The 22,959-nt window shown below is 47.2% G+C and carries 25 protein-coding genes; 10 read left to right on the top strand and 15 right to left on the bottom strand.

What is annotated here, in order from left to right:
• Nucleotides 1-8: 8 nt before the first annotated feature.
• Both CF168_RS09100 and CF168_RS09095 read right to left on the bottom strand, forming a co-directional pair.
• A complete protein-coding gene (locus tag CF168_RS09100) occupies nt 9-1,010 on the bottom strand; it encodes a lytic murein transglycosylase (protein WP_089067657.1) in 1,002 nt (333 codons plus the stop codon).
• Between the two features lie 24 nt (nt 1,011-1,034).
• The gene (locus CF168_RS09095) at nt 1,035-1,313 is read right to left on the bottom strand and encodes a YcgL domain-containing protein (protein ID WP_089067656.1); all 279 of its coding nucleotides are present in this window, start codon (nt 1,311-1,313) and stop codon (nt 1,035-1,037) included.
• Nucleotides 1,314-1,436: 123 nt separating this feature from the next.
• On the opposite strand from CF168_RS09095, the gene minC reads away from it, so the two are divergent.
• From minC to minE, 3 genes are read left to right on the top strand one after another with little or no spacing between them, the layout of a single operon-like run.
• Complete coding sequence (gene minC, locus CF168_RS09090) at nt 1,437-2,102, top strand: septum site-determining protein MinC (protein ID WP_011622936.1); 666 nt, start codon at nt 1,437-1,439, stop codon at nt 2,100-2,102.
• Between the two features lie 27 nt (nt 2,103-2,129).
• Nucleotides 2,130-2,939, top strand: a complete 810-nt coding sequence (gene minD, locus CF168_RS09085) for a septum site-determining protein MinD (protein ID WP_011717313.1) — start codon at nt 2,130-2,132, stop codon at nt 2,937-2,939.
• 2 nt (nt 2,940-2,941) lie between these two features.
• Complete coding sequence (gene minE, locus CF168_RS09080) at nt 2,942-3,199, top strand: cell division topological specificity factor MinE (protein WP_011622938.1); 258 nt, start codon at nt 2,942-2,944, stop codon at nt 3,197-3,199.
• Nucleotides 3,200-3,359: 160 nt separating this feature from the next.
• On the opposite strand, the gene rnd is transcribed toward minE, so the two are convergent.
• From rnd to tsaB, 7 genes are all read right to left on the bottom strand, one after another.
• Nucleotides 3,360-4,469 carry a ribonuclease D gene (gene rnd / locus CF168_RS09075; protein WP_167373611.1) on the bottom strand — a complete coding sequence of 370 codons (1,110 nt, stop codon included), beginning with the start codon at nt 4,467-4,469 and terminating at the stop codon, nt 3,360-3,362.
• Nucleotides 4,470-4,540: 71 nt separating this feature from the next.
• Nucleotides 4,541-6,214: a long-chain-fatty-acid--CoA ligase FadD gene (gene fadD / locus CF168_RS09070; protein ID WP_086904114.1), complete on the bottom strand. Its 1,674-nt coding sequence runs from the start codon at nt 6,212-6,214 to the stop codon at nt 4,541-4,543.
• 199 nt (nt 6,215-6,413) lie between these two features.
• Complete coding sequence (locus CF168_RS09065; protein WP_011717316.1) at nt 6,414-7,280, bottom strand: alpha/beta hydrolase; 867 nt, start codon at nt 7,278-7,280, stop codon at nt 6,414-6,416.
• Between the two features lie 21 nt (nt 7,281-7,301).
• Nucleotides 7,302-8,114, bottom strand: coding sequence for a class I SAM-dependent methyltransferase (locus CF168_RS09060; RefSeq protein WP_089067655.1), 813 nt, complete (start codon nt 8,112-8,114; stop codon nt 7,302-7,304).
• 130 nt (nt 8,115-8,244) lie between these two features.
• A complete protein-coding gene (locus tag CF168_RS09055) occupies nt 8,245-8,952 on the bottom strand; it encodes a M50 family metallopeptidase (RefSeq protein ID WP_089067654.1) in 708 nt (235 codons plus the stop codon).
• Nucleotides 8,945-9,253: a hypothetical protein gene (locus tag CF168_RS09050; RefSeq protein ID WP_086904111.1), complete on the bottom strand. Its 309-nt coding sequence runs from the start codon at nt 9,251-9,253 to the stop codon at nt 8,945-8,947. The genes CF168_RS09055 and CF168_RS09050 overlap by 8 nt, the downstream gene beginning before the upstream one ends.
• 143 nt (nt 9,254-9,396) lie before the next feature.
• Nucleotides 9,397-10,107 (bottom strand): tRNA (adenosine(37)-N6)-threonylcarbamoyltransferase complex dimerization subunit type 1 TsaB, encoded by a 711-nt coding sequence (gene tsaB, locus CF168_RS09045; protein WP_069454863.1) that lies wholly within the window; start codon nt 10,105-10,107, stop codon nt 9,397-9,399.
• Nucleotides 10,108-10,497: 390 nt separating this feature from the next.
• Between tsaB and hemB the strand changes: the two genes are divergently transcribed.
• Complete coding sequence (gene hemB / locus CF168_RS09040; protein WP_089067653.1) at nt 10,498-11,496, top strand: porphobilinogen synthase; 999 nt, start codon at nt 10,498-10,500, stop codon at nt 11,494-11,496.
• A gap of 85 nt (nt 11,497-11,581) precedes the next feature.
• On the opposite strand, the gene CF168_RS09035 is transcribed toward hemB, so the two are convergent.
• Nucleotides 11,582-12,487, bottom strand: a complete 906-nt coding sequence (locus CF168_RS09035) for a bifunctional methionine sulfoxide reductase B/A protein (RefSeq protein WP_089067652.1) — start codon at nt 12,485-12,487, stop codon at nt 11,582-11,584.
• 377 nt (nt 12,488-12,864) lie between these two features.
• Between CF168_RS09035 and CF168_RS09030 the strand changes: the two genes are divergently transcribed.
• Together CF168_RS09030 and ylqF are read left to right on the top strand one after the other, a co-directional pair.
• Nucleotides 12,865-13,704 carry an isopenicillin N synthase family dioxygenase gene (locus CF168_RS09030; RefSeq protein ID WP_089067651.1) on the top strand — a complete coding sequence of 280 codons (840 nt, stop codon included), beginning with the start codon at nt 12,865-12,867 and terminating at the stop codon, nt 13,702-13,704.
• A 148-nt stretch (nt 13,705-13,852) separates the two neighbouring features.
• The gene (ylqF, locus tag CF168_RS09025) at nt 13,853-14,794 is read left to right on the top strand and encodes a ribosome biogenesis GTPase YlqF (protein ID WP_069454860.1); all 942 of its coding nucleotides are present in this window, start codon (nt 13,853-13,855) and stop codon (nt 14,792-14,794) included.
• 312 nt (nt 14,795-15,106) lie between these two features.
• Here ylqF and CF168_RS09020 read toward each other — a convergent pair whose 3' ends face one another.
• The gene (locus CF168_RS09020; RefSeq protein WP_089067650.1) at nt 15,107-15,547 is read right to left on the bottom strand and encodes a hypothetical protein; all 441 of its coding nucleotides are present in this window, start codon (nt 15,545-15,547) and stop codon (nt 15,107-15,109) included.
• A 413-nt stretch (nt 15,548-15,960) separates the two neighbouring features.
• Between CF168_RS09020 and CF168_RS09015 the strand changes: the two genes are divergently transcribed.
• Complete coding sequence (locus tag CF168_RS09015; protein ID WP_240520078.1) at nt 15,961-16,653, top strand: zinc ribbon domain-containing protein; 693 nt, start codon at nt 15,961-15,963, stop codon at nt 16,651-16,653.
• A 397-nt stretch (nt 16,654-17,050) separates the two neighbouring features.
• On the opposite strand, the gene CF168_RS09010 is transcribed toward CF168_RS09015, so the two are convergent.
• The 3 genes from CF168_RS09010 to CF168_RS09000 form a co-directional block, all read right to left on the bottom strand.
• Nucleotides 17,051-17,506: a low molecular weight protein-tyrosine-phosphatase gene (locus CF168_RS09010; RefSeq protein ID WP_206191664.1), complete on the bottom strand. Its 456-nt coding sequence runs from the start codon at nt 17,504-17,506 to the stop codon at nt 17,051-17,053.
• A gap of 80 nt (nt 17,507-17,586) precedes the next feature.
• Complete coding sequence (locus CF168_RS09005) at nt 17,587-18,609, bottom strand: hypothetical protein (RefSeq protein ID WP_089067648.1); 1,023 nt, start codon at nt 18,607-18,609, stop codon at nt 17,587-17,589.
• 101 nt (nt 18,610-18,710) lie between these two features.
• The gene (locus CF168_RS09000) at nt 18,711-19,625 is read right to left on the bottom strand and encodes a DNA ligase (RefSeq protein ID WP_089067647.1); all 915 of its coding nucleotides are present in this window, start codon (nt 19,623-19,625) and stop codon (nt 18,711-18,713) included.
• Between the two features lie 252 nt (nt 19,626-19,877).
• Here CF168_RS09000 and CF168_RS08995 point away from each other — a divergent pair, with 252 nt between their 5' ends.
• Nucleotides 19,878-20,249 carry a diacylglycerol kinase gene (locus tag CF168_RS08995; RefSeq protein WP_089067646.1) on the top strand — a complete coding sequence of 124 codons (372 nt, stop codon included), beginning with the start codon at nt 19,878-19,880 and terminating at the stop codon, nt 20,247-20,249.
• Between the two features lie 167 nt (nt 20,250-20,416).
• On the opposite strand, the gene hdfR is transcribed toward CF168_RS08995, so the two are convergent.
• Nucleotides 20,417-21,274 (bottom strand): HTH-type transcriptional regulator HdfR, encoded by an 858-nt coding sequence (hdfR, locus tag CF168_RS08990; RefSeq protein ID WP_089067645.1) that lies wholly within the window; start codon nt 21,272-21,274, stop codon nt 20,417-20,419.
• Nucleotides 21,275-21,382: 108 nt separating this feature from the next.
• Here hdfR and CF168_RS08985 point away from each other — a divergent pair, with 108 nt between their 5' ends.
• Nucleotides 21,383-21,835, top strand: a complete 453-nt coding sequence (locus CF168_RS08985; RefSeq protein WP_011717333.1) for a DUF413 domain-containing protein — start codon at nt 21,383-21,385, stop codon at nt 21,833-21,835.
• A gap of 20 nt (nt 21,836-21,855) precedes the next feature.
• Nucleotides 21,856-22,863 (top strand): ATP-grasp domain-containing protein, encoded by a 1,008-nt coding sequence (locus CF168_RS08980; RefSeq protein ID WP_089067644.1) that lies wholly within the window; start codon nt 21,856-21,858, stop codon nt 22,861-22,863.
• Nucleotides 22,864-22,959 lie beyond the last annotated feature (96 nt).

The following is a 22,959-nucleotide window of genomic DNA, read 5'->3' as shown; positions in this document are numbered from 1 at the left end:
ACACCAATTTACTGGGGAGTCTTAATTCTCTCCGATAAATGCACCACAGAGATGCCAAAATAATCGCCCTCGCCTAAATAATTCACCGCTTGCCAGTGCATTAAGGCGCGGTAATTGCCATAGACCAAATATTTTCGGCCCTTGGCACCGTCGGGCATGATAAGCGAAGCGTGAATATCCTCACGATTCGGTAAATCCGTATTATCGAAACGCCTGACACCTAGCTGTTGCCACTTGGCTAAGGTTTGGGATTGATTGAGTCCGATAAACTCGGCCTTCAGATCCACCGGTGCTTGAACCTGACGTCCCCAGGTATCCTCCCCATTCCAGCCCTGCTGCTTAAGCAGGTTCGCGGCAGAGGCAAAGGCATCGGCCACATTGTGCCAAATGTCTTTTTTGCCATCACCGTCGCCATCTTGGCCGTAGGCTAAATATTCACTCGGAAGCAATTGGGTTTGCCCCATAAAGCCTTTGTCATTGCTTTTAAGATCTTCAAACTTAAGATGCTCTTTATCCATGATGGAAAGCGCAGCCATAAACTCCCGCTGGTAACGCGCCGTATCTTCGTCCGTAAAGGCTAACGACGCCATCACAGACAGCACAGGATAATCCCCCGACGCATCACCAAAGTTAGACACTAAGCTCCAGAGCGCCACTAAAAACCGCGGCTGCACTTGATACTTATCAGCAATATTGCTCAATAGCACCTCATGCTCGTTAAAGAGCACGCGCGCCGTATCCACCTTCCATTCTGGAACGACTTCTGGCAAATAGGTTTCAAGGGTTTTAGATTGGCTTGGCGCTGCGGCCACATTGGCTTTTTTAAAGCGTTTTATCTGCGGGAAAGCGGCGTTGATCGTCGCTTGGCTAATGCCTTGGGCACTTGCCTCTTGTTTTAGCTTAAGGAGGTAATCGTTGAAGGAAGCGTCTTGCCCTCGCGCGCTATGGCTTATCAAGGGCAAGAAAATCAATGTACATGCTGCAACGCGTTTAAGGAGGGTCTTTGGCATATACCTTTGTCCGCAGTTTATGGGCTAGTCTTTAATCCCAAGACTTTCTCTGTGTTCGGCCAATAAATTAACCTGCGGTGGCGGAATTTGTAAATAAAAACCCTTTTCCTCGAGTGCTGCTCTGACCTTTTGAATATCGGCGATACCGAGGGATTCACGCTTAGCGATGGGGAACACCATCACTAACTGAGGCACGCCAAACATATCCAACAGCGCTTGGGGAACATCATCAAAGCAGTCCCTTTTGTTCACAAATAAATAAGTTTCAGCCTTTCGACTACTTTTATAAACCGCACATAGCATAAGAGTATAAATATCCAATAGTTCAAACTTGCCAGTCAATGGGGCACACTATAACATGGTCGCCTAGTAATTTAATTGTAAAATCAGCGAACCGACTGATGATTTCTGGAGAATAGTGCCGGGATGTCAAAACCTAGCTTAGAGTTAAAAGGCGCTTCTTTTACTCTTTCAGTGCTTCATATCAATAGCAGCGACTTAAATGCTGTCATGGCTGAATTAGATAGCAAATTGGCACAAGCCCCTCAATTTTTTCTGGGTGCCCCTTTAGTCGTCAACCTCAGCGCCATCCAAGATAACGATTTCAATTTACACGGCTTAAAAGAGTTATTACTTTCCCGTCAGTTAGTTATCGTGGGGATCACCGGGGCAACCATCGCTCTCAGTAATCAAGCCAAAACCCTAGGACTTGCCATCGTCAAAGCCGGCAAACAAAGCGTGACGCCCCCTCCCGCGCCGCGTCAAACGAAGGTTTTGAAGCAAAATATCCGCTCTGGCCAGCAGGTCTATGCAAAAAATGGCGATTTAATCATATTTGGTGCCGTAGGTAATGGCGCTGAAGTCATCGCCGATGGTAGCATTCATATTTATGGCGCATTACGAGGAAAAGCCATGGCGGGCGCGGCCGGCGACAGCAGCGCGGTGATCATCGCCCATTCCCTCGAGGCTGAATTAGTTTCAATAGCAGGGCAATATTGGCTCGCTGAAAATCTACAACAACATAGCTCAGATAAAAGCGGCTGCATTCGCTTAAATGGCGAGTCGCTTATCGTTGAATCATTGCCCCTCTAAATGGCATAAAAAAGGATAGAGAGAAACATGGCACAAATTATTGTTGTCACTTCAGGTAAAGGTGGTGTTGGTAAAACCACATCCAGTGCGGCGATTGCAACTGGACTTGCAATACAAGGGCATAAAACTGTTGTTATCGATTTCGATATTGGTTTACGTAACTTAGATTTGATCATGGGCTGCGAGCGCCGCGTCGTCTATGACTTTGTCAATGTGATCAACGGTGAAGCCAATTTAAATCAGGCACTGATTAAAGACAAACGCTGTGAAAAACTGTTTGTACTGCCTGCATCGCAAACCCGCGATAAAGATGCACTGACTAAAGAAGGCGTGGGTCGTGTGCTCGATGATTTAGCGAAAGAATTTGATTTTATTATTTGTGACTCTCCCGCAGGGATTGAGCAAGGCGCAATGATGGCACTGTACTTTGCCGATATCGCCATTGTGACCACCAACCCTGAAGTGAGCTCGGTTCGCGACTCTGACCGTATTCTGGGCATGCTGCAGAGCAAGTCACGCCGCGCCGAACTGAATTTAGAGCCGATAAAAGAGTACTTACTGCTGACTCGTTATTCGCCGAGTCGCGTAAAATCGGGCGAAATGTTAAGTGTTGACGATGTAAAAGAAATCCTTGCCATTGAATTACTTGGTGTTATCCCTGAATCACAATCTGTACTCAAGGCCTCTAACTCGGGTGTGCCTGTGATTATCGATCAAGAAAGTGATGCAGGTGCGGCTTACAGTGATACGGTCGCGCGTTTACTGGGTGAAGATGTGCCAGTACGCTTCATTACGGAAGAGAAAAAAGGTTTCTTACAACGGATATTTGGTAGCTAATTATGTCTTTACTCGACTATTTCAAAAGCAAGAAAAAGCCTAGCACTGCGGTAATGGCAAAAGAGCGACTACAAATTATTGTGGCTCATCAACGTGGACAACGGGATACCCCTGATTATTTTCCACAGATGAAACAAGAAATTATCGCCGTTATCCGCAAATATGTGCATATTTCTGATGATCAAGTTTCTGTGCAGTTAGATCAGAACGACGATAACCTGTCGGTACTCGAACTTAACGTCACACTGCCTGACAGATAAGTCGAGCGTTGGCGTCATCCTCATCACGGGGATGACGCTTTCTGCTGCGCGTTTGTCGAATCTTAGGCGAAATAAGCTAAGCATTGATATAAGAAATGAAGGCCTTAACAACGCGCCAAGACCTCGATGTTACTGCTGATGATGTATTAATCAGCTCAAATTAGACTTCAAGCTTTGCCAACGACTCGGCGGCAATGTGTCCACGCCAGCCACTTAAGACCATCGGTAACTCACTCTGCTGTTTATCCCAACGCCATTGTAAATACTCATGAATATGACGTTTAGAGCCGAGCATCTCCATCGGGATGGCATGCTGCTCGCACAGTTCAGTTAAGCAGGTTTTAATATTCTTAAAGGCCGATTTGTAGCCAGGTTTGAGCGCTAAGACATCCACTAATTCGGGTGGATTGTTTAAATCCGCGGTCTGCATCACCCGTAAAATATCTTTACCGTGAATGCGTTTCTCTTGCTCGGTCAAATCGTTCAGTTTAAGCAAATCGCCCATGCTCTTAGGCTGCTTCTTCGCTAGCGCGATCAGGCCGTGATCTTTAATCACAAACCCTAAGGCTAAATCCCGCGCTAAGGCTTTTTCTAAGCGCCACTTAGCCAACACTTTAAGGTAGGCCAATTGATGCTCAGTAAGCTGAAAGGCATTCTTCACTCTTAGGTACGCAGTCTCCACATCAGGCACAGCTAAGCGCCCTTCTGTCATCCGCTCGCCTTCTTCATACAGCCAGCCTAAGCGATCTTGCGCCTTAAGCTTGTCGGCAAGTTGCGGATAGAGTTGATACAGATACAACACATCGTTCGCGGCGTAGCTCAGCTGCGCCTCAGTTAAGGGGCGGCGCATCCAGTCGGTGCGCGACTCACCTTTATCAATCACTTCACCTAAACAGGTTTCAACTAACTTGGCATAACCTAGGCCATGGCCCATGCCACATAAAGAGGCTGCGATTTGGCTATCGAACAAAGGCGTAGGTTGACGCTGACCATAGTGAGCGAAGACTTCTAAATCCTCGCTGCACGAATGCACCAATTTGATGATGTTGGGATTATCTAGCAAAGACCAAAATGCACTGAGATCTGGCAGCGCGACAGGGTCAATTAAGGCTAAGGTTTTACCATCATAGGCTTGAATGAGGCCAAGCTTAGCGTAATAGGTACGTGTGCGCACAAACTCGGTATCTAACACGAGCAGCGGACTCTGTTGATATTGAGCGACGAGGGCATTGAGGCTCGCTTCGTCGCTCACATACTGAAACACTGACAAATTCTTCTCCAGTTCCGGTGGGTTAAGCACCGTCCATAAAAACAAAAGCCGGCTCATTGCCGGCTTCAATCTTACGCGCGCTTCACTTCGTCTCGAAGTTCTCGTCGCAAGATCTTACCCACGTTGGTTTTAGGTAACTCATCCCTAAATTCTACCAGCTTCGGTACTTTATATCCCGTTAAATGCGCGCGGCAATGCTTAATGATGTCATCAGCGGTTAAAGATTTATCTTTTGCCACCACAAATACCTTCACTAATTCACCGCTGGCGTCATTTGGCACGCCAACCGCAGCCACTTCAATCACTTTAGGATGTAACGCGACGACTTCTTCGACTTCATTGGGGAAGACGTTGAAGCCCGAAACCAAAATCATGTCTTTCTTACGATCGACAATATAGAAGAAACCTTGTTCATCCATATTGCCGATATCACCAGTGGCAAGCCAGCCGTCTTTATCAATCACTTTGGCCGTTTCCTCTGGACGCTGCCAGTAACCTTTCATGATCTGTGGACCTTTACCAAACAGCTCGCCAGTCTCGCCCTGTGGCAACACATTACCCGCATCATCACGCACCTGAATTAAGGTTGATGGCGCTGGGAAACCGATAGAACCATTGTAGCCATCTAAGTTATAGGGGCAGCACGTGAGTAGCGGCGACGCTTCGGTTAAACCGTAACCTTCGAGTAAACGGGTTTTCGTGATGCTTTGCCATTTATCGGCTACGGCTTTTTGTACCGCCATCCCGCCACCAATGGATAATTTTAGGCGAGAAAAATCCAGTTCAGCAAAATCGCTACTGTTCACTAACGCATTAAACAGGGTGTTGACACCTGTCAGCGCCGTAAAAGGATATTTTTTCAGTTCGGCCACAAAGCCTGGAATATCACGCGGATTGGTGATTAACAGGTTTTGACTGCCCTTATGTAAGAACAATAAGCAGTTCACTGTTAAGGCAAAAATATGGTAAAGCGGCAATGCGGTTACCACAAATTCGTTGCCATCACGTAGTGCTGGTGAATAGGCACCATTGGCCTGTAATACGTTTGCGACTACGTTTCTGTGGGTCAACATGGCGCCCTTTGACACCCCTGTCGTTCCACCTGTGTATTGCAAAAAGGCTAAGTCATCACCCGTGATAACGGGTTTGACATACTGCATTCTGCGCCCTCTTGAGAGGGTTTCGCGCATTGAAAGTGCATGGGGTAAATCGTATTTAGGCACCAGTTTTTTGATGTACTTGACCACAAAGTTAACTAAGGTGCGTTTTGGCGCGCTCAGCAGATCCCCAAGCCCGGTGATAATCACACTTTTAACTGGCGTCTGGTCGACAACTTCTTCCAAGGTACGGGCAAAGTTTGATACGACCACAATGGCCTTAGCACCAGAGTCGACTAATTGGTGCTTTAATTCGCGGGGAGTGTAAAGCGGGTTAACGTTCACCACCACCATGCCCGCACGTAAAATACCAAATAACGCAATGGGATATTGCAGCAGATTCGGCATCATCAGGGCGACACGATCACCCTTTTGTAGCTTTAATTCATTTTGCAGATAAGCGGCAAACGCACGGCTGCGTTCTTCAAGTTTACGGTAAGTTAGCGTGGCACCCATGTTGATAAATGCCGGTTGATCCGCATATTTGGCCACCGCCGTCTCGAACATATCGACGAGCGATGAATACTGATCCGCATTAATCTCGGCAGGTACATCTTTTGGCAAATGATTAATCCAAGGCTGATCCACTACTTTCTCCTAAATCCCCACAACTGCGGACACGGTATCCCTACTACCGTCAATACTCGACAAATACCGAGTTAAAATACCGACTTACATTTTATTGTTATTGATTGACCCGCATAAATCATACGGGCGTTTTAATTTTGATCATCATCACATAAAAAAAACAAAAAACCTAGCGTCTTTTTTATGTAAGCAAAAGCGATTATTCGACAAACTGCTGGATCAAGTGCGCGACCCCTTTGGCGTTATCCATGTGCACATGGTGGTCGCCCTCGAGCATATGTTCCGACAAGTGTGTGAACCATTTCCTCGCCTTAGGCAATGCCGCTTGCAACTGGCTAAAGCCCTGTTTACCGCAGATTAATAAGGTCGAGACCGAAATATGCTGCATCAATGCATCGACCTGCTCAAAGGTCAGCCGCATGGGCGAATCGAGCCGTAATCTTGGATCACTGCGCCACGCAACACCATCGGTGGTAGGTTGCATATTGCGCTCGAGTAACAAGCGGCACCAAGGCTCCGCCAGCCCCGTTAAGTGCACTCTGGCTTTTACTGCGGTGTCCATGTTGTCGTAGACTTTTAGCTGTTTATGCTTTTGCGCTAAAAACTTCTCGTGCTGATAAAAACTCTTTCGCAGCCGCGTTTTCGCTTGAGTCGCCGACTCAAACAATGGGCTTAACGCCTCAATCAAAATCAGTTTGTTGACCTTTTCTGGAAAGGTTGCGGTGTACGCCGAGGCAATAATGCCCCCTAACGAATGCCCTATGATGGCCAACGGCTTTTGCGGCAACATCGCCAATAACGCATCGAGATCGTATAAATAGTCAATCCAATGCAATGGATAATGTCCCGGCCGATGCGCTGAAAAGCCATGACCGGGCCAATCTATGGCAAGTATCTGATAATGAGGCAAATACTCAGCGAGAGGCTCAAAACTGTTCGCATTGTCTAACCAGCCATGCAACGCGAGCAATAACGGCTTATCTTTCGCTCCCCACAATCGACCACTCAGCTTGATATGGGGTAACACAAACTCGACTTGATTTTTGGGGGCGAAAGATTGCCACATATTGCCTCTAATGTCAGGTGATTAGCGCGATTTTTTGATAAATTTGAGCGTCATGCGATCGCTCTCACCAATTGCTTGGTATTTTTCCTTATCGGTATCACCCAAGGCAAACGAAGGTGGCAGCGTCCAGACTCCCTTGGCGTAGTCCTTAGTGTCTTTCGGATTGGCGTTGATTTCTGAGCTTTCGGCTAAGGTAAAACCAACCTTTTTGGCCAGCGCGATCATCTCGTCTTGGTCCATGTAGCCCGTGCTCATATTCATGCCTTTATTGGCTCTATGTTCGACCACGCCAAACACACCACCATCTTTCAGCACTTTATAGGAGGCGGCAAACACGTTTTCGAGCTGGTCGCTTGAGGCCCAGTTATGTAAGTTACGGAAGGTTAATACCAAGTCCGCACTGCCATCGGCACCTAAATTCATCTTGGCCGGTGGGTCGAGAACCACCATTTTTGCATTACCAAATAAAGCTTTATTGGCCGTCATCCAAGCATCGAATTTCACGCCCGCATTGGCGCGATAGCGATTACCTGGGGTATCCGTGCTGGGAGTAGTTTCGAAACTGGCGGCAATATATTGCCCCTTAGGCGCAAGGTAAGGAGCAAGGATTTCAGTGTACCAACCATTGCCTGGCCAGAGTTCAATGACGGTTTGTGTCGGGGTGATACCAAAAAATGTGAGGGTTTCTGCGGGATGACGATAAATATCGCGGCTGGCGTTTTTCGCTTGGCGAAATTCGCTCTTAATGGCCTTATCCAAGCCTTCATCGGCATAGGCCATACCTGAACATAAACCAGCAATCAGCATACTGGCGACGAGTGTGACTTTTTTCATAATAATTCTCCTTGGATACCGAAGACTTAAGCTAGCAGTCTATATAAAAAAATCCAAGAATTAGCCGCACAAGTTGACTATTTAGGCTGTAAATATTTGTGAAGTCATAGCGGCATTATGCCGCCATAGATTAGCGAGAGATGGCTGAATCCACCCGGCGCCACGCCATAAACAAGGCGCAGATACTGCAAAATAGCCAAATGGCGACCCAAATCCATGCAGGGATCCATGAACGCTCGGCCAGCAGCACCGCATCGCCCTGCCCTTCGAGCCCGAGCAATACCGTCGGGCTTGCCAGCGCATTGAGCATGATCATCAGGCCAATAATGCGTAAAAATTGCGTGAGGAGTTTATTTTTGCTGAGTTTTAACGGCAGTAACAACACAATCGTCAGCACTGCTAAAATGGCTAAGGTCAGTAAATCTCGCCCCCATAGTAGGCCACTTAACACCACTAAACCGCCTAAAAACGCAAAGCTTAGGCGAATGCCCTTAGGCCACGTTGCTAGCAGATAAATAAGGTATCCCCAACAGGCTGCGCCAAAATAGCCAGCAAATCCAATCACCAGTGGCGAGCCACCTTGGCTAAAGCAAAAACCCGCACCATTGGGAAAGAGTTGTATATGACTCACTATACCGCCACTAAGCACTGTCGCTATCCCATGGGACAACTCGTGGAAATAGCTCTCTAACCACTTAAAAGGCACGCTCAGATAAGGAATGCGCGTCAATATGAGTGCCAGCATCAGTTCGATGATAAACAAACCGCGGCTAGGAAGACCGCCAGTTAGACGAGGAGTAAAACGGGATTGAGAAGACACGGGCGCACTATCAGGCATAAATATCCACGCCGACCATCTGCTGAATTTCTTCACGTTTGGCAGCATGTTGCGTTTGTAGGTATTGGGCAATAGCCCCTTGATGACCTCGGGTGCTTTGTTCGTATTCGAGCTGGGCACCGAGTCTGGATTGTAGGTTTTGTGATGATCCTTCTGCGGTATCATCAAAGGCTAAGGCAGAAACCGCATCGAGCTCAATCACAGGGCGCGGCGCTTCCGTGGGCGACATTCCCTGTATGACTGCGGGGCGATTACTCGCAACCGCTTGTGTCAAACTCGTTTGAAGCGAATTTACCTGCATCGAAATGCCCAGTTTATATCCTATTAGCCTTGGTTAACCTTGTTAGGCGGTTGTGACGAGTGCCTAACTAGGAATTAATGTCTGCATCGAGAATCCATGCAGACAGTTTAGATTCTAACGTATCATAGGCGAGAATGAACAGTTTATTCACGTCCCGGTAACTTTTTCCATGTCACAGTATCACGTAGGTACACAGGTTCGAGTTCATCGACACTGGTGGTTAATCCCGCTTTGATACCCGCTTCGGCTAACGCTAACATGGCACGGGCATCGGGATACTTCACCGCCGCTAAGGAGGTAATGCCGCTGCCTAACGCTAATAACTCGGGATAGGCATCAAACCCAGTGCCACAGCCGACAATGGCTTTATTAAGATCGAATGCTAGTTCAACCTGCTCTGGCGCACTCACTACCTCTTTACCGACTAAGGTGGCAATGCCATCGACGGCAACGAATTGACCCCAGTACACTTCTCCCATGCGCGCATCGATACAACAGAGCACTTGCTCGGCAGCGTGCTCAGCAATCGCCATTTGTGCCATGGCCGCTAAGGTGGAAATGCCGATAACGGGTAAGTCTAACCCTAGGGCTAAACCTTGAGTCATGCTGGTGCAAATACGGATCCCCGTAAAACTGCCTGGCCCACGGCCGTAAGCAATGGCATCCAGTTTATCTAAGCCGACATTGGCTTGCTTTAATACGGCTTCCACCATAGGCAATAAACGCTGACTATGCTCCCGTGGCGCATCGGCTAACTCAGCAAAAACCTGTCCTTGATAATACAGGGCAGCCGAACAAGCTTCGGTACAAGTGTCGAGGGCGAGAATACAAACAGAGTCTTGGGGTGTTGTCATATAAAAACCGCGCTGTGGGTATAGTTGGACAGACGAAAAGTGACTTATTAGGTCCTGCACTATACCAAGTGTAAATTGGCGCAAATGATAACATCAATTAATCGAAAGCAAAGGCTTAAAAGCGGCGGCTAGTGACTCAATTTGCTTAGCGCTGGGTTTGTGATCGCCATCACTAACTCAAAAACCTCTTAGGCCTTTGTCCAAATATTGGGAAACTTTTCCTCCATTTTGGGTCTGAGCAAACAGTGCTGAAGCTTTTGTCTCACGTCACTTAGCACCTCTATGCAACTGCAAAATACTAGCTATGCAGGTCCTAAGCATCGTTTTTACTCTCTCCCACTTACGCGAAGCTTCGCGTGATGCTTTGCACTCTGTAAATAAGGAAATTCAATGAGCAGTACACAAGAAAATACCCTTAACCCCCTGCGCCGTTTAAGACGCCTGCGCCGCACCGAGGCCATGCGTGACCTAGTGCGTGAAACTCAGGTTTCCCTAAGCGACTTAGTCCACCCACTCTTTATTGAAGAGCACATCAGCCAAGCCGTGCCCATTTCAACCTTGCCGGGGATCAGTCGTCTGCCCGAGAGTGCGCTTGCCGATGAGATCCAAAGGCTTTACGCATTAGGGATCCGCTATGTGATGCCCTTTGGCATTTCCCACACCAAAGATGCACAGGGCAGCGACACGTGGGATGACAATGGCTTACTCGCGCGGGTGATCCGCACCATCAAAACCGCCGCGCCAGAGATGATGGTGATCCCCGATATTTGTTTTTGCGAATATACCGACCACGGACACTGCGGCGTATTGCACCATGACGAAGTCTGTAACGATCAAACCGTGGCTAACTTAGTCAAACAATCCATTACCGCCGCCAAAGCGGGAGCCGATATGCTGGCGCCATCAGCCATGATGGACGGCCAGATTAACGCCATTCGTCAAGGGCTGGATGAGGCAGGCTTTGAGCACATTGCCATTTTGGCCCATGCCGCCAAGTTCGCCTCATCCTTCTATGGGCCTTTTAGGGCCGCGGTGGATTGCGAACTTAGCGGAAACCGTAAAGGCTACCAACTCGATTACGCCAATGGTCGCCAAGCCTTGCTCGAAGCGTTGCTCGATGAAGAGGAAGGCGCGGATATTTTGATGGTGAAACCCGGCACGCCCTATTTGGATGTGTTAAGTCGCCTAAGACAGGAAACCCACCTTCCCTTAGCGGCTTATCAGGTCGGCGGCGAATATGCCGGCATTAAATTTGCCGCACTGGCGGGCGCCCTCGATGAGCACGCCGTCGTCACCGAAACCTTTATCGGGTTAAAGCGGGCCGGCGCCGATTTAATTGTCAGTTATTACGCGAAACAATATGCCGAGTGGTTAGCGCAATCCCGCTAATGCGCTGAGTCTTCAGCCAAGCATTAACGAAAACGCCCCCCTATCGGTGGCGTTTTTTATCCATCAATTTGCCCGCACATTAAGCCTATGCTTGTAGCTCGGCAAAGAGGGCTCTTACCTTTTCAACCTTTGGCCTTACCACAATTTGGCAATAGGGCTGCTCACCATGCAGGGCGAAGTAATCATTGTGGTAATCCTCAGCGGGATAAAAAGACTCAAAGGCCACCACTTGGGTGACGATCGGCGCATCAAATACCTTTGCCTCGGTTAATTTGGCAATCATGGCGTTAGTCTCTTCAATCTGCGCCGCATCATGGGCAAAGACGACGGAGCGATACTGCGGCCCTTTATCATTACCTTGGCGATTAAGCGTGGTGGGATCGTGACTCTCAAATAACACCTGCAGCAGCGTTGTAAAGCTAATTTGCACGGGGTCAAATTCGATGTGCACCACTTCGGCATGCCCCGTTAATCCCGAACACACCGACTTATAATCGGCATCGCTCGCCTCGCCGCCCGAGTAACCTGAACTGACATTTAGCACGCCCTTAAGGCTCTTAAAAATCGCTTCAACACACCAAAAACAGCCCGCACCAAAGGTGGCAAAGGCTGTTTTATGCGTCGATGTTGTCACCTCATCGGCCGCTTGAAATACCATGGAGACAGAATTAACGCAGTGACGAATATTCTTCGGTGTTAAATATTCCCCTTCGAACACATGACCTAAATGGCCGCCACACTGGCTACAGACGATTTCGGTACGGCGACCATCGGCGTCGACATGACGACTCACCGCGCCCGGAATTTCATCATCGAAGGCTGGCCAACCACAGTGGGCATTAAACTTATCTTCTGAGCGATACAAAGGCGCATGGCATTTTTTGCACAAATACACGCCTTTGGCGTCATGTTTATAGTACTCACCGCTAAAGGGACGTTCAGTGCCCTTTTCTTCTATGACATAGCGTTCAAAATCAGTCAGTTTGTTCATAAAAGTCTCCTTTAGCTCCTAAGGTATTCGCCTGCATAAGACCGTTTATTCCTTAGATTTATTGCGCCTCGGCCTGAATTGGCTTTTTGGCATAGTAGCCGCTTTAGTCGATAAAATCCTGTTGATTGAGCCATTGCTTAAATAACTGGAGGAAAATTCAGCAGTAACCTCAGTCCATCGTCTTGAGTGTTTGCACCAAGCAGAGTGCAAAGCTACACTTGCTGCGGGTCAATTCTCTACCCAAATCCTTTCTATTTGGGCCGCTTTGCACTAGGGCTTAGCGCACCATACCGATAATGAGATAAGTGGCAACGACTCCTTACCGTTATCCTTAGAAAGTGTTTGGTTAACAACCATATATAACAAGTAGAAACAATATGAAATTAGAAACCATTGATTATCGCGCAGCCGATAGCGCCAAACGCTTTGTCGAATCCCTACGTGAAACGGGCTTTGGTGTGCTCTCTAACCACCCTATCGATAAAGAGCTGGTCGAGAGCATTTACGCTGAGTGGCAAGCCTTTTTTAATTCTGACGCTAAGAACGAGTTTATGTTCAATCGTGAAACCCACGATGGCTTCTTCCCCGCATCGATTTCTGAAACCGCAAAAGGCCACACGGTTAAAGATATCAAAGAGTATTACCACGTGTACCCTTGGGGTCGTATTCCAGATTCTTTGCGTACCAATATTCTGGCCTACTATGAAAAAGCCAATGCGCTAGCCTCTGAACTGTTAGAGTGGATTGAAACTTACTCGCCAGACGAGGTTAAAGCCAAGTTTTCAATTCCGCTACCAGCAATGATTGCCGACAGCCACAAAACCCTACTGCGCATTCTGCATTACCCACCGATGACGGGCGATGAAGAAATGGGCGCTATCCGCGCTGCGGCCCACGAAGATATAAACCTCATCACTGTGCTACCCGCGGCCAACGAGCCAGGGTTGCAAGTCAAAGCCAAAGACGGTTCTTGGTTAGATGTACCAAGCGATTTTGGCAATATTATCATCAATATTGGTGATATGCTGCAGGAAGCCTCGGGCGGTTATTTCCCATCGACCTCACACCGCGTGATTAACCCAGAAGGCACGGATAAGACTAAGTCGCGTATTTCACTGCCCTTATTCTTACACCCTAATCCTTCGGTTGTGCTGTCTGAGCGCTATACCGCCGACAGCTACTTAATGGAAAGATTGCGCGAGCTGGGCGTCCTGTAATTTCAACTACGCGTTAGCGAAATGAGTGATAAGCTCAAATTCGCATCAAGGTTAAGCAATTAAAGCGCCTTCCGGCGCTTTTTTTATGACATTCGTCGCCTTCAAGGTAGAATAGCCGTCTTTAGGTCATTTAGAACAAGGCGCTATCATGGCAATTCAATGGTATCCGGGGCACATGCACAAGGCACGCAAAGAGATCGAAGAGGCTATGCCTCAGGTCGATCTGGTGATTGAGGTGCTGGACGCCCGTATTCCCTACAGTAGTGAAAACCCCATGGTGTCAAAGCTTCGCGGCGACAAACCTTGTATCAAGCTACTGAATAAATCCGACTTAGCCGATCCTGATATCACAGCCCAATGGATTGAATACCTTGAGCGTGAACAAGGAGTAAAAGCGACTGCGATTACCACGCTACAACCGGGTATGTTGAAAATGCTGCCGGATCTTTGTCGTAAGTTAGTACCGAGTCGCGATAAGACCGAAAAGGACATTCGCACCATGATCATGGGGATACCTAACGTAGGTAAATCCACCATTATCAATACCTTAGCCGGTCGTGTTATCGCTAAAACCGGTAACGAACCCGCCGTCACTAAAAGCCAGCAGCGTATTAACCTGCGCAACGGCATTGTGCTCTCGGACACGCCAGGAATTTTATGGCCTAAAGTCGATAACGAAGCCAGTAGCTATCGCCTTGCCGTCACAGGTGCCATTAAAGATACCGCCATGGAATACGAAGATGTGGCACTGTTTGCCGCAGGTTATTTCTTAAAGGCGTACCCGAAGGAAATTTGCGAGCGTTATAACATCAGCGAGTTACCTCAGGATGATATGGCGTTACTCGAAGAAATCGGCCGTAAACGTGGCGCACTGCGTCCCGGTGGTCGCATCGATTTGCATAAGGCTTCAGAAGTCGTGTTACACGATTACCGCTCAGGTCGAATTGGCCTGTTATCCCTCGAAACGCCAGCGATGGCTGAAATCGAAAAAGCCGAAGTGGAACGCATTCTGGCTGAAAAAGCCGCCGAGAAAGCCGCTAAGCTAGAAGCGGAAAAACTGAAACGCTCAGGTAAACGACATAACGTTTAAGCGCTGTATTTAAGCGCTGTTTTTAATTGTTGCGTGCAAGCCTCACCGAGCAAGAGGCGCTAAAGCGACTAAATTAAGTGATTAATTAAATTGATTATTTAGATTAAAAAATCGCTTTACAGTATGCATCAACAGCCTTCTGTTTGACTGATAAGCCAGCGCCACCTTAGCGCTGGCTTTTTATTTGCCCCAAGTATTTCATGGTAAGCGAAGCAATCTAACTTAACCTACGGCAAAATTTACTGCGAAGTTGGCAAGCGTCTATTAGTGACAATATAAGCCTTAAGCCATTTATGCTTACGGGCTATTCCATCAGTACAAACCAGAGGCACTATTGGGCTCGAACACAGGGGCTTGGCCTGCGGCTATCATGTTGTAACTCAACATAAAGGGCACTCCACTCTCCGAAGCCATTATATTATCGATCCAGCCAATCGGATTATTGAACAAGGAGTTATCGTGATTTAATACTCCAATGGCGCCGTTATCTTCATCAAAGTCCCAAACGACTGAGCCCCAATGCCAGTTGAGCCCTTTTACATATTGCCAGCCAAGCAAGGCCCCGAGTGCGTAAATCACATCATCATCCATCAATCGTTGATTTGCCCGATAGTCACGCGTCAGTTCCGTAATCGCCGCCACTATCTCCGGCGGCGATGTGTGCTCCGACAAACTGAGCAATACGAGCCCTTTTTGAGCTAACTCTTCGAGTTCTTTCTGAATGTCCTCAGATATCGCATTAATTTCGGCCATAATACCTCCCTTAGAATGAGCCAAAGTCCAAAGTCCAAAGTCCAAAGTCCAAAGTCCAAAGTCCAAAGTCCAAAGTCCAAAGTAAGATACGGATAAAACCTATTGGTGCCAATACCACCTAGGGATGAAAACACTGAAGCAGAACACCCATTGTAGATAAATCCATCAGCATAAAATGGGACAAAAGCGTGTTAGATACTCAACTTAAATTTACGATTTTCGGATTAAAATTTCTATGGGGTAACGCGTCAATAACGGGCTAAAATTATTTGCTATAACGTTGGGGAACGGAAACAGCCTGGTTTTTTCCCTGTTCATACTCACAACATGTTTGTTTCAACATTGTTAATATCAACATATTGGGATTATCTTGATCAGCATCTAACGTAAAACGGCTCGACAAGGAAGACGTAATGAAAGATGAGAAGTTAAAATCGGAATCAGTTCAACAATCAGTGGATGAAGTCCAGCTATGTAGCCAGTGTCGGCATGAGATTCCTAGAGGTGCTTTACTTTGCACGAAGTGCAATTCTTACCAAGACTGGCGCCGACATATATCGGTGTCTCAGTTATCACTGGCACTCATAGCAGCAATACTTTCGATAACAGGGATAGTAGCACCAGAACTGTACAAACTTGTACATGAACCAGTGTCAAATGCATTTATTTCAACATCTTCTGTTGATGGAACAACCCTAAGGGTCACGGTATTAAATACTGGTGATGCATCAGCAGTTTTAACAAAAACTTGGATGTCTAGTGAATATCTAGCAGGAGCTACTGAAGTTCGTTTGCGTAATGACTCTGACGCGCTAATCCCACCCGGTAGTAAGTTAGTAGTGTTTGACATTGTTCCCTTATTATCTGAATCACAGTCATATAAGGACTCTATGGAAATGATGGGGTATGTATTCAGTGACAAAGATGTACCAAATACAGAGGTTAGATTTCAATTGGTACAATCAAACGGCGATTTCATCGTTCAATCATCAAAAATAAATGCTGAAGATATGTTTAAGCTACTGAGAGCAAATGCTAATCGATGTTCTGCAATCTCAGAACCTAACTTTGAAAATGGATGTATCGGTCCAGGCGAACTTGAATAAGCGACAGCACGCAGACGAGTACGTACACCACATAACACTTGAGGAAGAATAGTTGGCGTCGGCGGAAGTTCACAAGCCAACCATTTGAGCATAGAAGAATGGCTAACGTTAGAACCATCGCTTTTTGTAATACAAAAATTTGGCACAACTTACGATGTGTAGAGTTACTTCTCAGCAACTCTAAAAAAACACAATGGGGCATTAGCTTTTTAGCCAGATGAACAGTTCAATGGTCGTTAAGATTGGCATTGTTGCAACAGGGCGGCATGGATGCCGCCGTCGAGCCCTCAGGGAGGAGTTTATGGCGTGTCACAGGGGAAACAATGACAATTCATCCTGCACACCTGACGACAAACTTATCTAGATTTGGGGCAATAACGCTTTATTCCAATCGCACTTAATCGTGATTATTGCCATTTGTTTTTCCGGCTAACTGGTCTAATAAAGCGTCCATACTCTGTTCGAGTAGATCGAGGACTAATTCGAATCCTTGCGTGCCACCGTAATAGGGATCGGGCACTTCATCCGTATCGCAATCACCGAAGGACAGCATCAGTTTTAATTTGTATTGGTATTCGGGTGGACAACGGCGGCGTAGATCTGCGAGATTGCTATTATCTGCCGCTAAAATAAGATCGAAATGCTCAAAATCGGCCTCAATTACTTGTCTTGCTCGCATGCCGTCGAAACTCAAGCCGCGTTTTCTACCCGCAGCCATAGAGCGACTGTCGGGGTGATCCCCTTGGTAGTAATCAATAGTGCCCGCCGAATCGACTTCGATATTAAGACGGCGCTCGTGAATTTTAGCGCGGCAAACGACCTCGGCGGTGGGCGAGCGACAAATATTACCCATGCAGACCATTAAGATACGTCGTACATGCTGATCTTTTACTAACACTTTATCTTCTAACAACTTAATATCCTTTCGTGTAGCTACTTAGGTGTTGATGCCATCTGACCAAAGGCGGGAGAAATACATTTTTTGACTTCAAAATGGTAACCATACTGCTCATGGGCAGACTCGGTAATTTCCAATATTTCATAGTCATTTAGCTCAATCACCACTGAATCGGCCAATTTATCACAACGACTGCGACCGTCGGCTTCAAATTTATAGGCAAATAAGGCAATTAAATCGCGGATCCCTTTGTAATAGCTATGGCCAAAGGCCTTAAGTGTCTCGGTGGTGTCGGTTTGATTAGGCTGCTGCGTGAGTTCAGTTCCCGCTTGTTCAATACTATCCTCGGCTTTGAGAATGGTTTCGCCTTCATTAACCACCCGTTTATCTAGCGAATCATGTTTCAACGCTTGGGTTTTCTTGGCTAAATCCCCAACCCAGTTTTCACCATCGGTAATCGCAACCAAGTTTAATAATAACACCACAGACAGAATCATTCGCACCAGCGCGGTTGTCACCACAAATCGTTTTTTACTGCCCAGTGGGTTTGCCTCAAGTCCTAAAATCCGCAATCCGATATGGAAAAACAAATAACAGGGGATCACCAATTGCAACAGGAGTAAGGCAAGGATGGATATACACACAAACCAAATCGGCAGATACAGCAAAATGGCAAAGTTATGGGTGTAGGACAAATGCGAGGCCGATACACCAGTGATTTCGTTCACCACACTGCCGCTCGCAGCTAAGGCAAAGTTAGCAATCACCGCATAAAACAGCAGGAAAATGGCTTTGCCCGCCAGCGTATGCCAAGCCATGGCAAATTTGGGCCAAAACTCAATAATCAAGGCGATAGCGGTGATCATGGCGGCAATCCAAATTTCGGGTTGGAATACCATTAACGCCAGTAACGCGAACAGGTAACAACGCTGGGCGACATTTAAGCTCTGCCAAAATTGCTTAAGCGTCACGAATGGATGTTTAAGCCATTGAGGCGCAGTCAAGGCTTGCCGCACACGCTGCTTCCAAAGGATTAATCCATGTTGACCGTCGACCAAATCTCACTCCTTGATATAATTGCCCATTAATAATCAATACGATACTCGGCAAAACTGTTGTTAAGCATTCGATCTTTATCAAAATCCAACAATTTCGCAACCTATTCTTTATTCTCTGGCGGCATGTCACTTCTTATCCGCAAGAAGCTCGCAAAGCGCGGTAAGCCATTGACGGTTAATCCAAGATATTTATAGGTGATAAGTGTGCCAATTGCGGGTGGATGCTGACGCTCGGCCAAGCTAAAACCCGTGCCAATACTAAAGACACGACCATCAGCTGTTTGCACTCTCAATGCGCCCAGTTGCCCGGCAAACTGTCCTTTACCCGCTATATGCCCAATCACTCTGGCCTCAGCATCTAAATATGGCTTTAACTTCATCACGTTAGGATTACGACCCGGTGTATATAGCGCCGTGCGTCGATGCAGGATTAAACCCTCACCACCTTGAGCCACTAGGGAGTCTAATTTCTGGTACAGCGCTTCGATACTCTCCACGCTCACCTGCTCAATCACTTGCAGGTAAACCGATTTACCTGCAATCAAGGTTTGCATCTGCTGATACCGCGCAGCAAAACTCCCTTGTGCCTTGGGTAAATCAAACACCATAAAACGTACATTCTGCCACTCGCTCTCATTCGCTGACGCTTGGCGGATAAGCCCTGATATGGCCTCAAACTGCCCTCGCCCGAGCCATAATTCACCGTCCATCGGGGTGGTAGGAAAATCCGCAGTAAACCAACGAGGCGCTAAGATGGGATTGCCCTGACGAGTCATTAAGCGTTTGCCATCCCAATAACCACGCACACCATCGAGTTTTTCGCTAACGAGAAAATCTTTGATGTGGGCACTCTTCTCCTTTGAGAACTCAGTCGCTAATTGAATATTTGGCACTTGGGGATTGGCGTCACTCACGGCCATGAATAAGCCGCAAGTGACGCAGTAAAGACCGAAGAAAACAGCGAAACGCAGCACAAAAGCAAATGTTAAAAAAGGTAAGCGAGTTGTAAGAGTCATTCCTTTGCCTCTTCATTAAAGCGGTATTGAGCTTCAAGCTTAGTCTTAAGATTTATTCGCCGCGAATACGACCACTGTCAGGTAACACCCTAGCAGGACTGCGAATTTGTCGGTTTAGCTATTTATACGCTTAAGTTATCGGGCTATACTGCGGCCTCTTTTTTAAGCTCGTTCAAATGTTAACACACGAGTCGTAGGCGGTTTGAACGGGTAAATGCTTCGCGAACAATCGCCCAAGTCGATGGAATTATTATGAAACCAGCAAACAACCACGGTATTAAACGCATCTTTAGAGCGACGGGATTTTCGATGAAGGGCTTAAAAGCCGCTTGGATCCACGAAGCCGCTTTTAGACAGGAATTGATCCTGGCCGTAGTCATGCTGCCCGTCGCACTGTTGGTCGATATCAGCACCATGGAACGGCTGATGTTGATCTTAACCTTATTTATCGTGTTGATTGTTGAGCTATTGAACTCGGCGATTGAAGCCGTGGTTGACCGTGTTGGCAGTGAAATCCATCACCTCAGTGGTCAAGCAAAAGATATCGCCTCTGCCGCGGTATTTATGAGTCTAGCGCTCTGCGGTATCACCTGGCTTGTGGTGCTGCTACCGCTATTTATTTAATACGCTGTTGATTAATGCCTGTAATTTAGTCCAGTCTTTAACGAGCGCTTTTATCTGGTAAAGCCAAGTATCACTTCTTAGCCATTTGTTCTGCTGTAAAAAACGCCTTTGGATTAGCATCTAAAGGCGTTTTTTATGCGGCATTTTTTATGTATCGCTATGACTGATTAGCGTAATTCCGCTGACTTATCGGCTAAAAAGCCAATCGCTTGTTTGATTTGCTCTAAGCGGTCATTCTCGGCCCAATAGGCAACATACACGCTGCGTGAAATGGGGCTCGCTCCCGAAACTAAATGTAACTCGCCGCGATTCAACAATGGCTGAACCAAATGCTCGGGTAAAAACGCGCAGCCACCGTTATTCAAGATAAAATCCAAGGCGATACGGGCCGAACTGGTATGTAAAGTCGGCACGGGTAAGGCGGCGTACTCCTGCGCATGCAGGATATTAAAGGCCGTGCCCCAATCCACTTTGACATATTGTCCGGCCTGCACCGCGTTCACCGCCACATCCATGGTCTTGGACACCAACAGAAGATTAATTTGGCCTAATTGCACCAGCTCGAATTGGTCCAGTTTGGGTGGATCGAAGGAAATCGCCAAATCAAGGGTGCGGTCCATCAATTGCCGTGTCATCACAGTTAATGGCAGCACTTCGGTCCGCAGGGCAACACCGGGCAATCCCACATGCAAATGCTGTAAATGCCCCTGCAAATAGGCGTCCCAAATATTGGGGCCTGCGCCAATGGCGAGTTGAGTCGATTGTAACTGACTGAGAGAGACATCCTGCTTGGCGCGCTCCCAAGCGGTTAATACCGCTTCAGCATGCCCAAGCATACGTTCGCCCGCCGGAGTGGGCTGAATATTGTTGCGTTGGCGCTCAAACAAGGCAACGCCAAGAATGCTTTCAAGCTGTTTTACCCGAAAGCTTACCGCGCTGCGGGTAAGGTAAAGATTTTCCGCAGCCTTACCAAAATGACGGGTACGAGAGACTTCCAAAAAGGTCTTAAGTAAATCGGTATCCATAAAAATTCTTGACCAACATTGGCAAATTTTTTTGATTTATAAATCAATAATACTAGCCAATACTCCAGTTGCAAATCTTTGTATATCAAAAACTAGAAGGTAACAGCCATGTCTGAACAGTCTTTTTCAAACGCTAACAAGGGTTCTGAGACGGTGAACGGCTCAGCTGCCAGCTTTGTATCCCATAAACGTTTTTATGACGATGCCAATTTCCCGAAAGGTTTTAAGCGCAGTGGCGACTTCACCAGTAAAGAAGCCGAACTGCTTGAAATACATGGCCATGCCATGAAAAATCTCGACGAAGGCAAGACACTCCCTGTCACTGCCGATGAAGCGCAATTTGTCGAAGTCATCAAAGGAAACATCGCTCCCAGTAGCTTGTTAGAGCAGATCTGGTTAAAGTACCGCAAACTCGCCCTAGGTAAACCCTTTTATGCCGTGGTTGGCACAGTACATTTGCCCCCCACTAAGCCTGAGGCCGAGCCCGAAGCGGCATTCGATGTGGATGTCGAAATTGACGATGATGTTCAGGATGAAGCTGAACCCGAGGATAAAGAATGAAAATGAAGGTTTGCGATTAAATGCGTGGGTGGATTTTATATAAAGAAACCGCGACTCAGCTAAAACCTGAATTGTATGAAATTGAACGTCTATTGGCGGCTGCCAAGGCCGACAATATTGAGTTAGAAGTGTATGCTCCGGATGAGTTCGATCTCACCGTGACGAGAGAAGACAACAAGAGTATTTTGTTAAACGGTCAACCCGTTGAATTACCCGATTTTATCATCCCTAGAATGGGCTCCGGCACCACTTACTTTGCGTTGGCGATCATTCGCCATTTAGAACGTTTAGGGGTGTACTGCTTAAATCCTTCTAAAGCCATTGAAATCGTTAAAGATAAGCTCTTTTCCCAGCAATTACTGGCCGAGAAGAACTTACCCACGCCCAAAACCATGCTGGTGAAGTTCCCCGTCGATATCGAACTGGTTGAACGCCATTTAGGTTTTCCCGTGGTGATTAAAACCCTCTCGGGTTCACAGGGTAGCGGCGTGTTTTTGTCCCATAAGGCCCGTGAGTTTGATGACTTAATGCAATTAATCGAGGCGACCAATAAAAACGCCAACATCATTCTGCAGGAGTTTATCGCTAACAGTCACGGCCGCGATCTAAGGGTTTTTACCATTGGTGGACGCGTGGCCGGCTGCTATGAGCGCCGTGGCCAAGAAGACAGCTTTAAAGCCAATGTCAGTGCGGGAGGTTCGGCGCGCCCCTTTGAGATCACACCTGAAATCGAATGGTTGGCAACACAAACCGCCAATATTCTAGATTTAGATGTGGCGGGTATCGATTTGTTATTCGATAACGGCCATTACAAAATTTGTGAAGCCAACTCATCCCCCGGTTTCGAAGGCTTGGAATCCTGCTTAAACGTGGATATTGCGGCGCAAATCCTGCACTTTATCCGCATCCGTTTAGGCATGTTTAACAAGGACGATAAAGCTAGCGAGCCACAGCCAGCTCAAGCGCAGGGATCCGAGGTCAGCGTGGCAGACGTTAGTACGTCTGAGCCCAAATCTACGACTAACTAGCTCTGCAATTGATACTCTATCCTTAAGCTATTATCTGCGGCCCAGTCTCTACTGGGCCGCTTTTTGGCTGGACTATACATTTTCTTCACAAATCAC

The sequence above is a fragment of the Shewanella bicestrii genome (assembly GCF_002216875.1).
Lineage (GTDB): Bacteria > Pseudomonadota > Gammaproteobacteria > Enterobacterales > Shewanellaceae > Shewanella > Shewanella seohaensis.
This window is presented reverse-complemented; position numbering and strand designations above follow the sequence as displayed.

Bases quoted from the DNA above. Each gene is read 5' to 3' on its own strand.
- CF168_RS09100 (WP_089067657.1), bottom strand. From the start codon at position 1,010: ATGCCAAAGACCCTCCTTAAACGCGTTGCAGCATGTACATTGATTTTC.
- CF168_RS09095 (WP_089067656.1), bottom strand. From the start codon at position 1,313: ATGCTATGTGCGGTTTATAAAAGTAGTCGAAAGGCTGAAACTTATTTA.
- minC (WP_011622936.1), top strand. From the start codon at position 1,437: ATGTCAAAACCTAGCTTAGAGTTAAAAGGCGCTTCTTTTACTCTTTCA.
- minD (WP_011717313.1), top strand. From the start codon at position 2,130: ATGGCACAAATTATTGTTGTCACTTCAGGTAAAGGTGGTGTTGGTAAA.
- minE (WP_011622938.1), top strand. From the start codon at position 2,942: ATGTCTTTACTCGACTATTTCAAAAGCAAGAAAAAGCCTAGCACTGCG.
- CF168_RS09065 (WP_011717316.1), bottom strand. From the start codon at position 7,280: ATGTGGCAATCTTTCGCCCCCAAAAATCAAGTCGAGTTTGTGTTACCC.
- CF168_RS09060 (WP_089067655.1), bottom strand. From the start codon at position 8,114: ATGAAAAAAGTCACACTCGTCGCCAGTATGCTGATTGCTGGTTTATGT.
- CF168_RS09055 (WP_089067654.1), bottom strand. From the start codon at position 8,952: ATGCCTGATAGTGCGCCCGTGTCTTCTCAATCCCGTTTTACTCCTCGT.
- CF168_RS09050 (WP_086904111.1), bottom strand. From the start codon at position 9,253: ATGCAGGTAAATTCGCTTCAAACGAGTTTGACACAAGCGGTTGCGAGT.
- tsaB (WP_069454863.1), bottom strand. From the start codon at position 10,107: ATGACAACACCCCAAGACTCTGTTTGTATTCTCGCCCTCGACACTTGT.
- hemB (WP_089067653.1), top strand. From the start codon at position 10,498: ATGAGCAGTACACAAGAAAATACCCTTAACCCCCTGCGCCGTTTAAGA.
- CF168_RS09035 (WP_089067652.1), bottom strand. From the start codon at position 12,487: ATGAACAAACTGACTGATTTTGAACGCTATGTCATAGAAGAAAAGGGC.
- CF168_RS09030 (WP_089067651.1), top strand. From the start codon at position 12,865: ATGAAATTAGAAACCATTGATTATCGCGCAGCCGATAGCGCCAAACGC.
- ylqF (WP_069454860.1), top strand. From the start codon at position 13,853: ATGGCAATTCAATGGTATCCGGGGCACATGCACAAGGCACGCAAAGAG.
- CF168_RS09020 (WP_089067650.1), bottom strand. From the start codon at position 15,547: ATGGCCGAAATTAATGCGATATCTGAGGACATTCAGAAAGAACTCGAA.
- CF168_RS09015 (WP_240520078.1), top strand. From the start codon at position 15,961: ATGAAAGATGAGAAGTTAAAATCGGAATCAGTTCAACAATCAGTGGAT.
- CF168_RS09010 (WP_206191664.1), bottom strand. From the start codon at position 17,506: ATGGGTAATATTTGTCGCTCGCCCACCGCCGAGGTCGTTTGCCGCGCT.
- CF168_RS09000 (WP_089067647.1), bottom strand. From the start codon at position 19,625: ATGACTCTTACAACTCGCTTACCTTTTTTAACATTTGCTTTTGTGCTG.
- CF168_RS08995 (WP_089067646.1), top strand. From the start codon at position 19,878: ATGAAACCAGCAAACAACCACGGTATTAAACGCATCTTTAGAGCGACG.
- hdfR (WP_089067645.1), bottom strand. From the start codon at position 21,274: ATGGATACCGATTTACTTAAGACCTTTTTGGAAGTCTCTCGTACCCGT.
- CF168_RS08985 (WP_011717333.1), top strand. From the start codon at position 21,383: ATGTCTGAACAGTCTTTTTCAAACGCTAACAAGGGTTCTGAGACGGTG.
- CF168_RS08980 (WP_089067644.1), top strand. From the start codon at position 21,856: ATGCGTGGGTGGATTTTATATAAAGAAACCGCGACTCAGCTAAAACCT.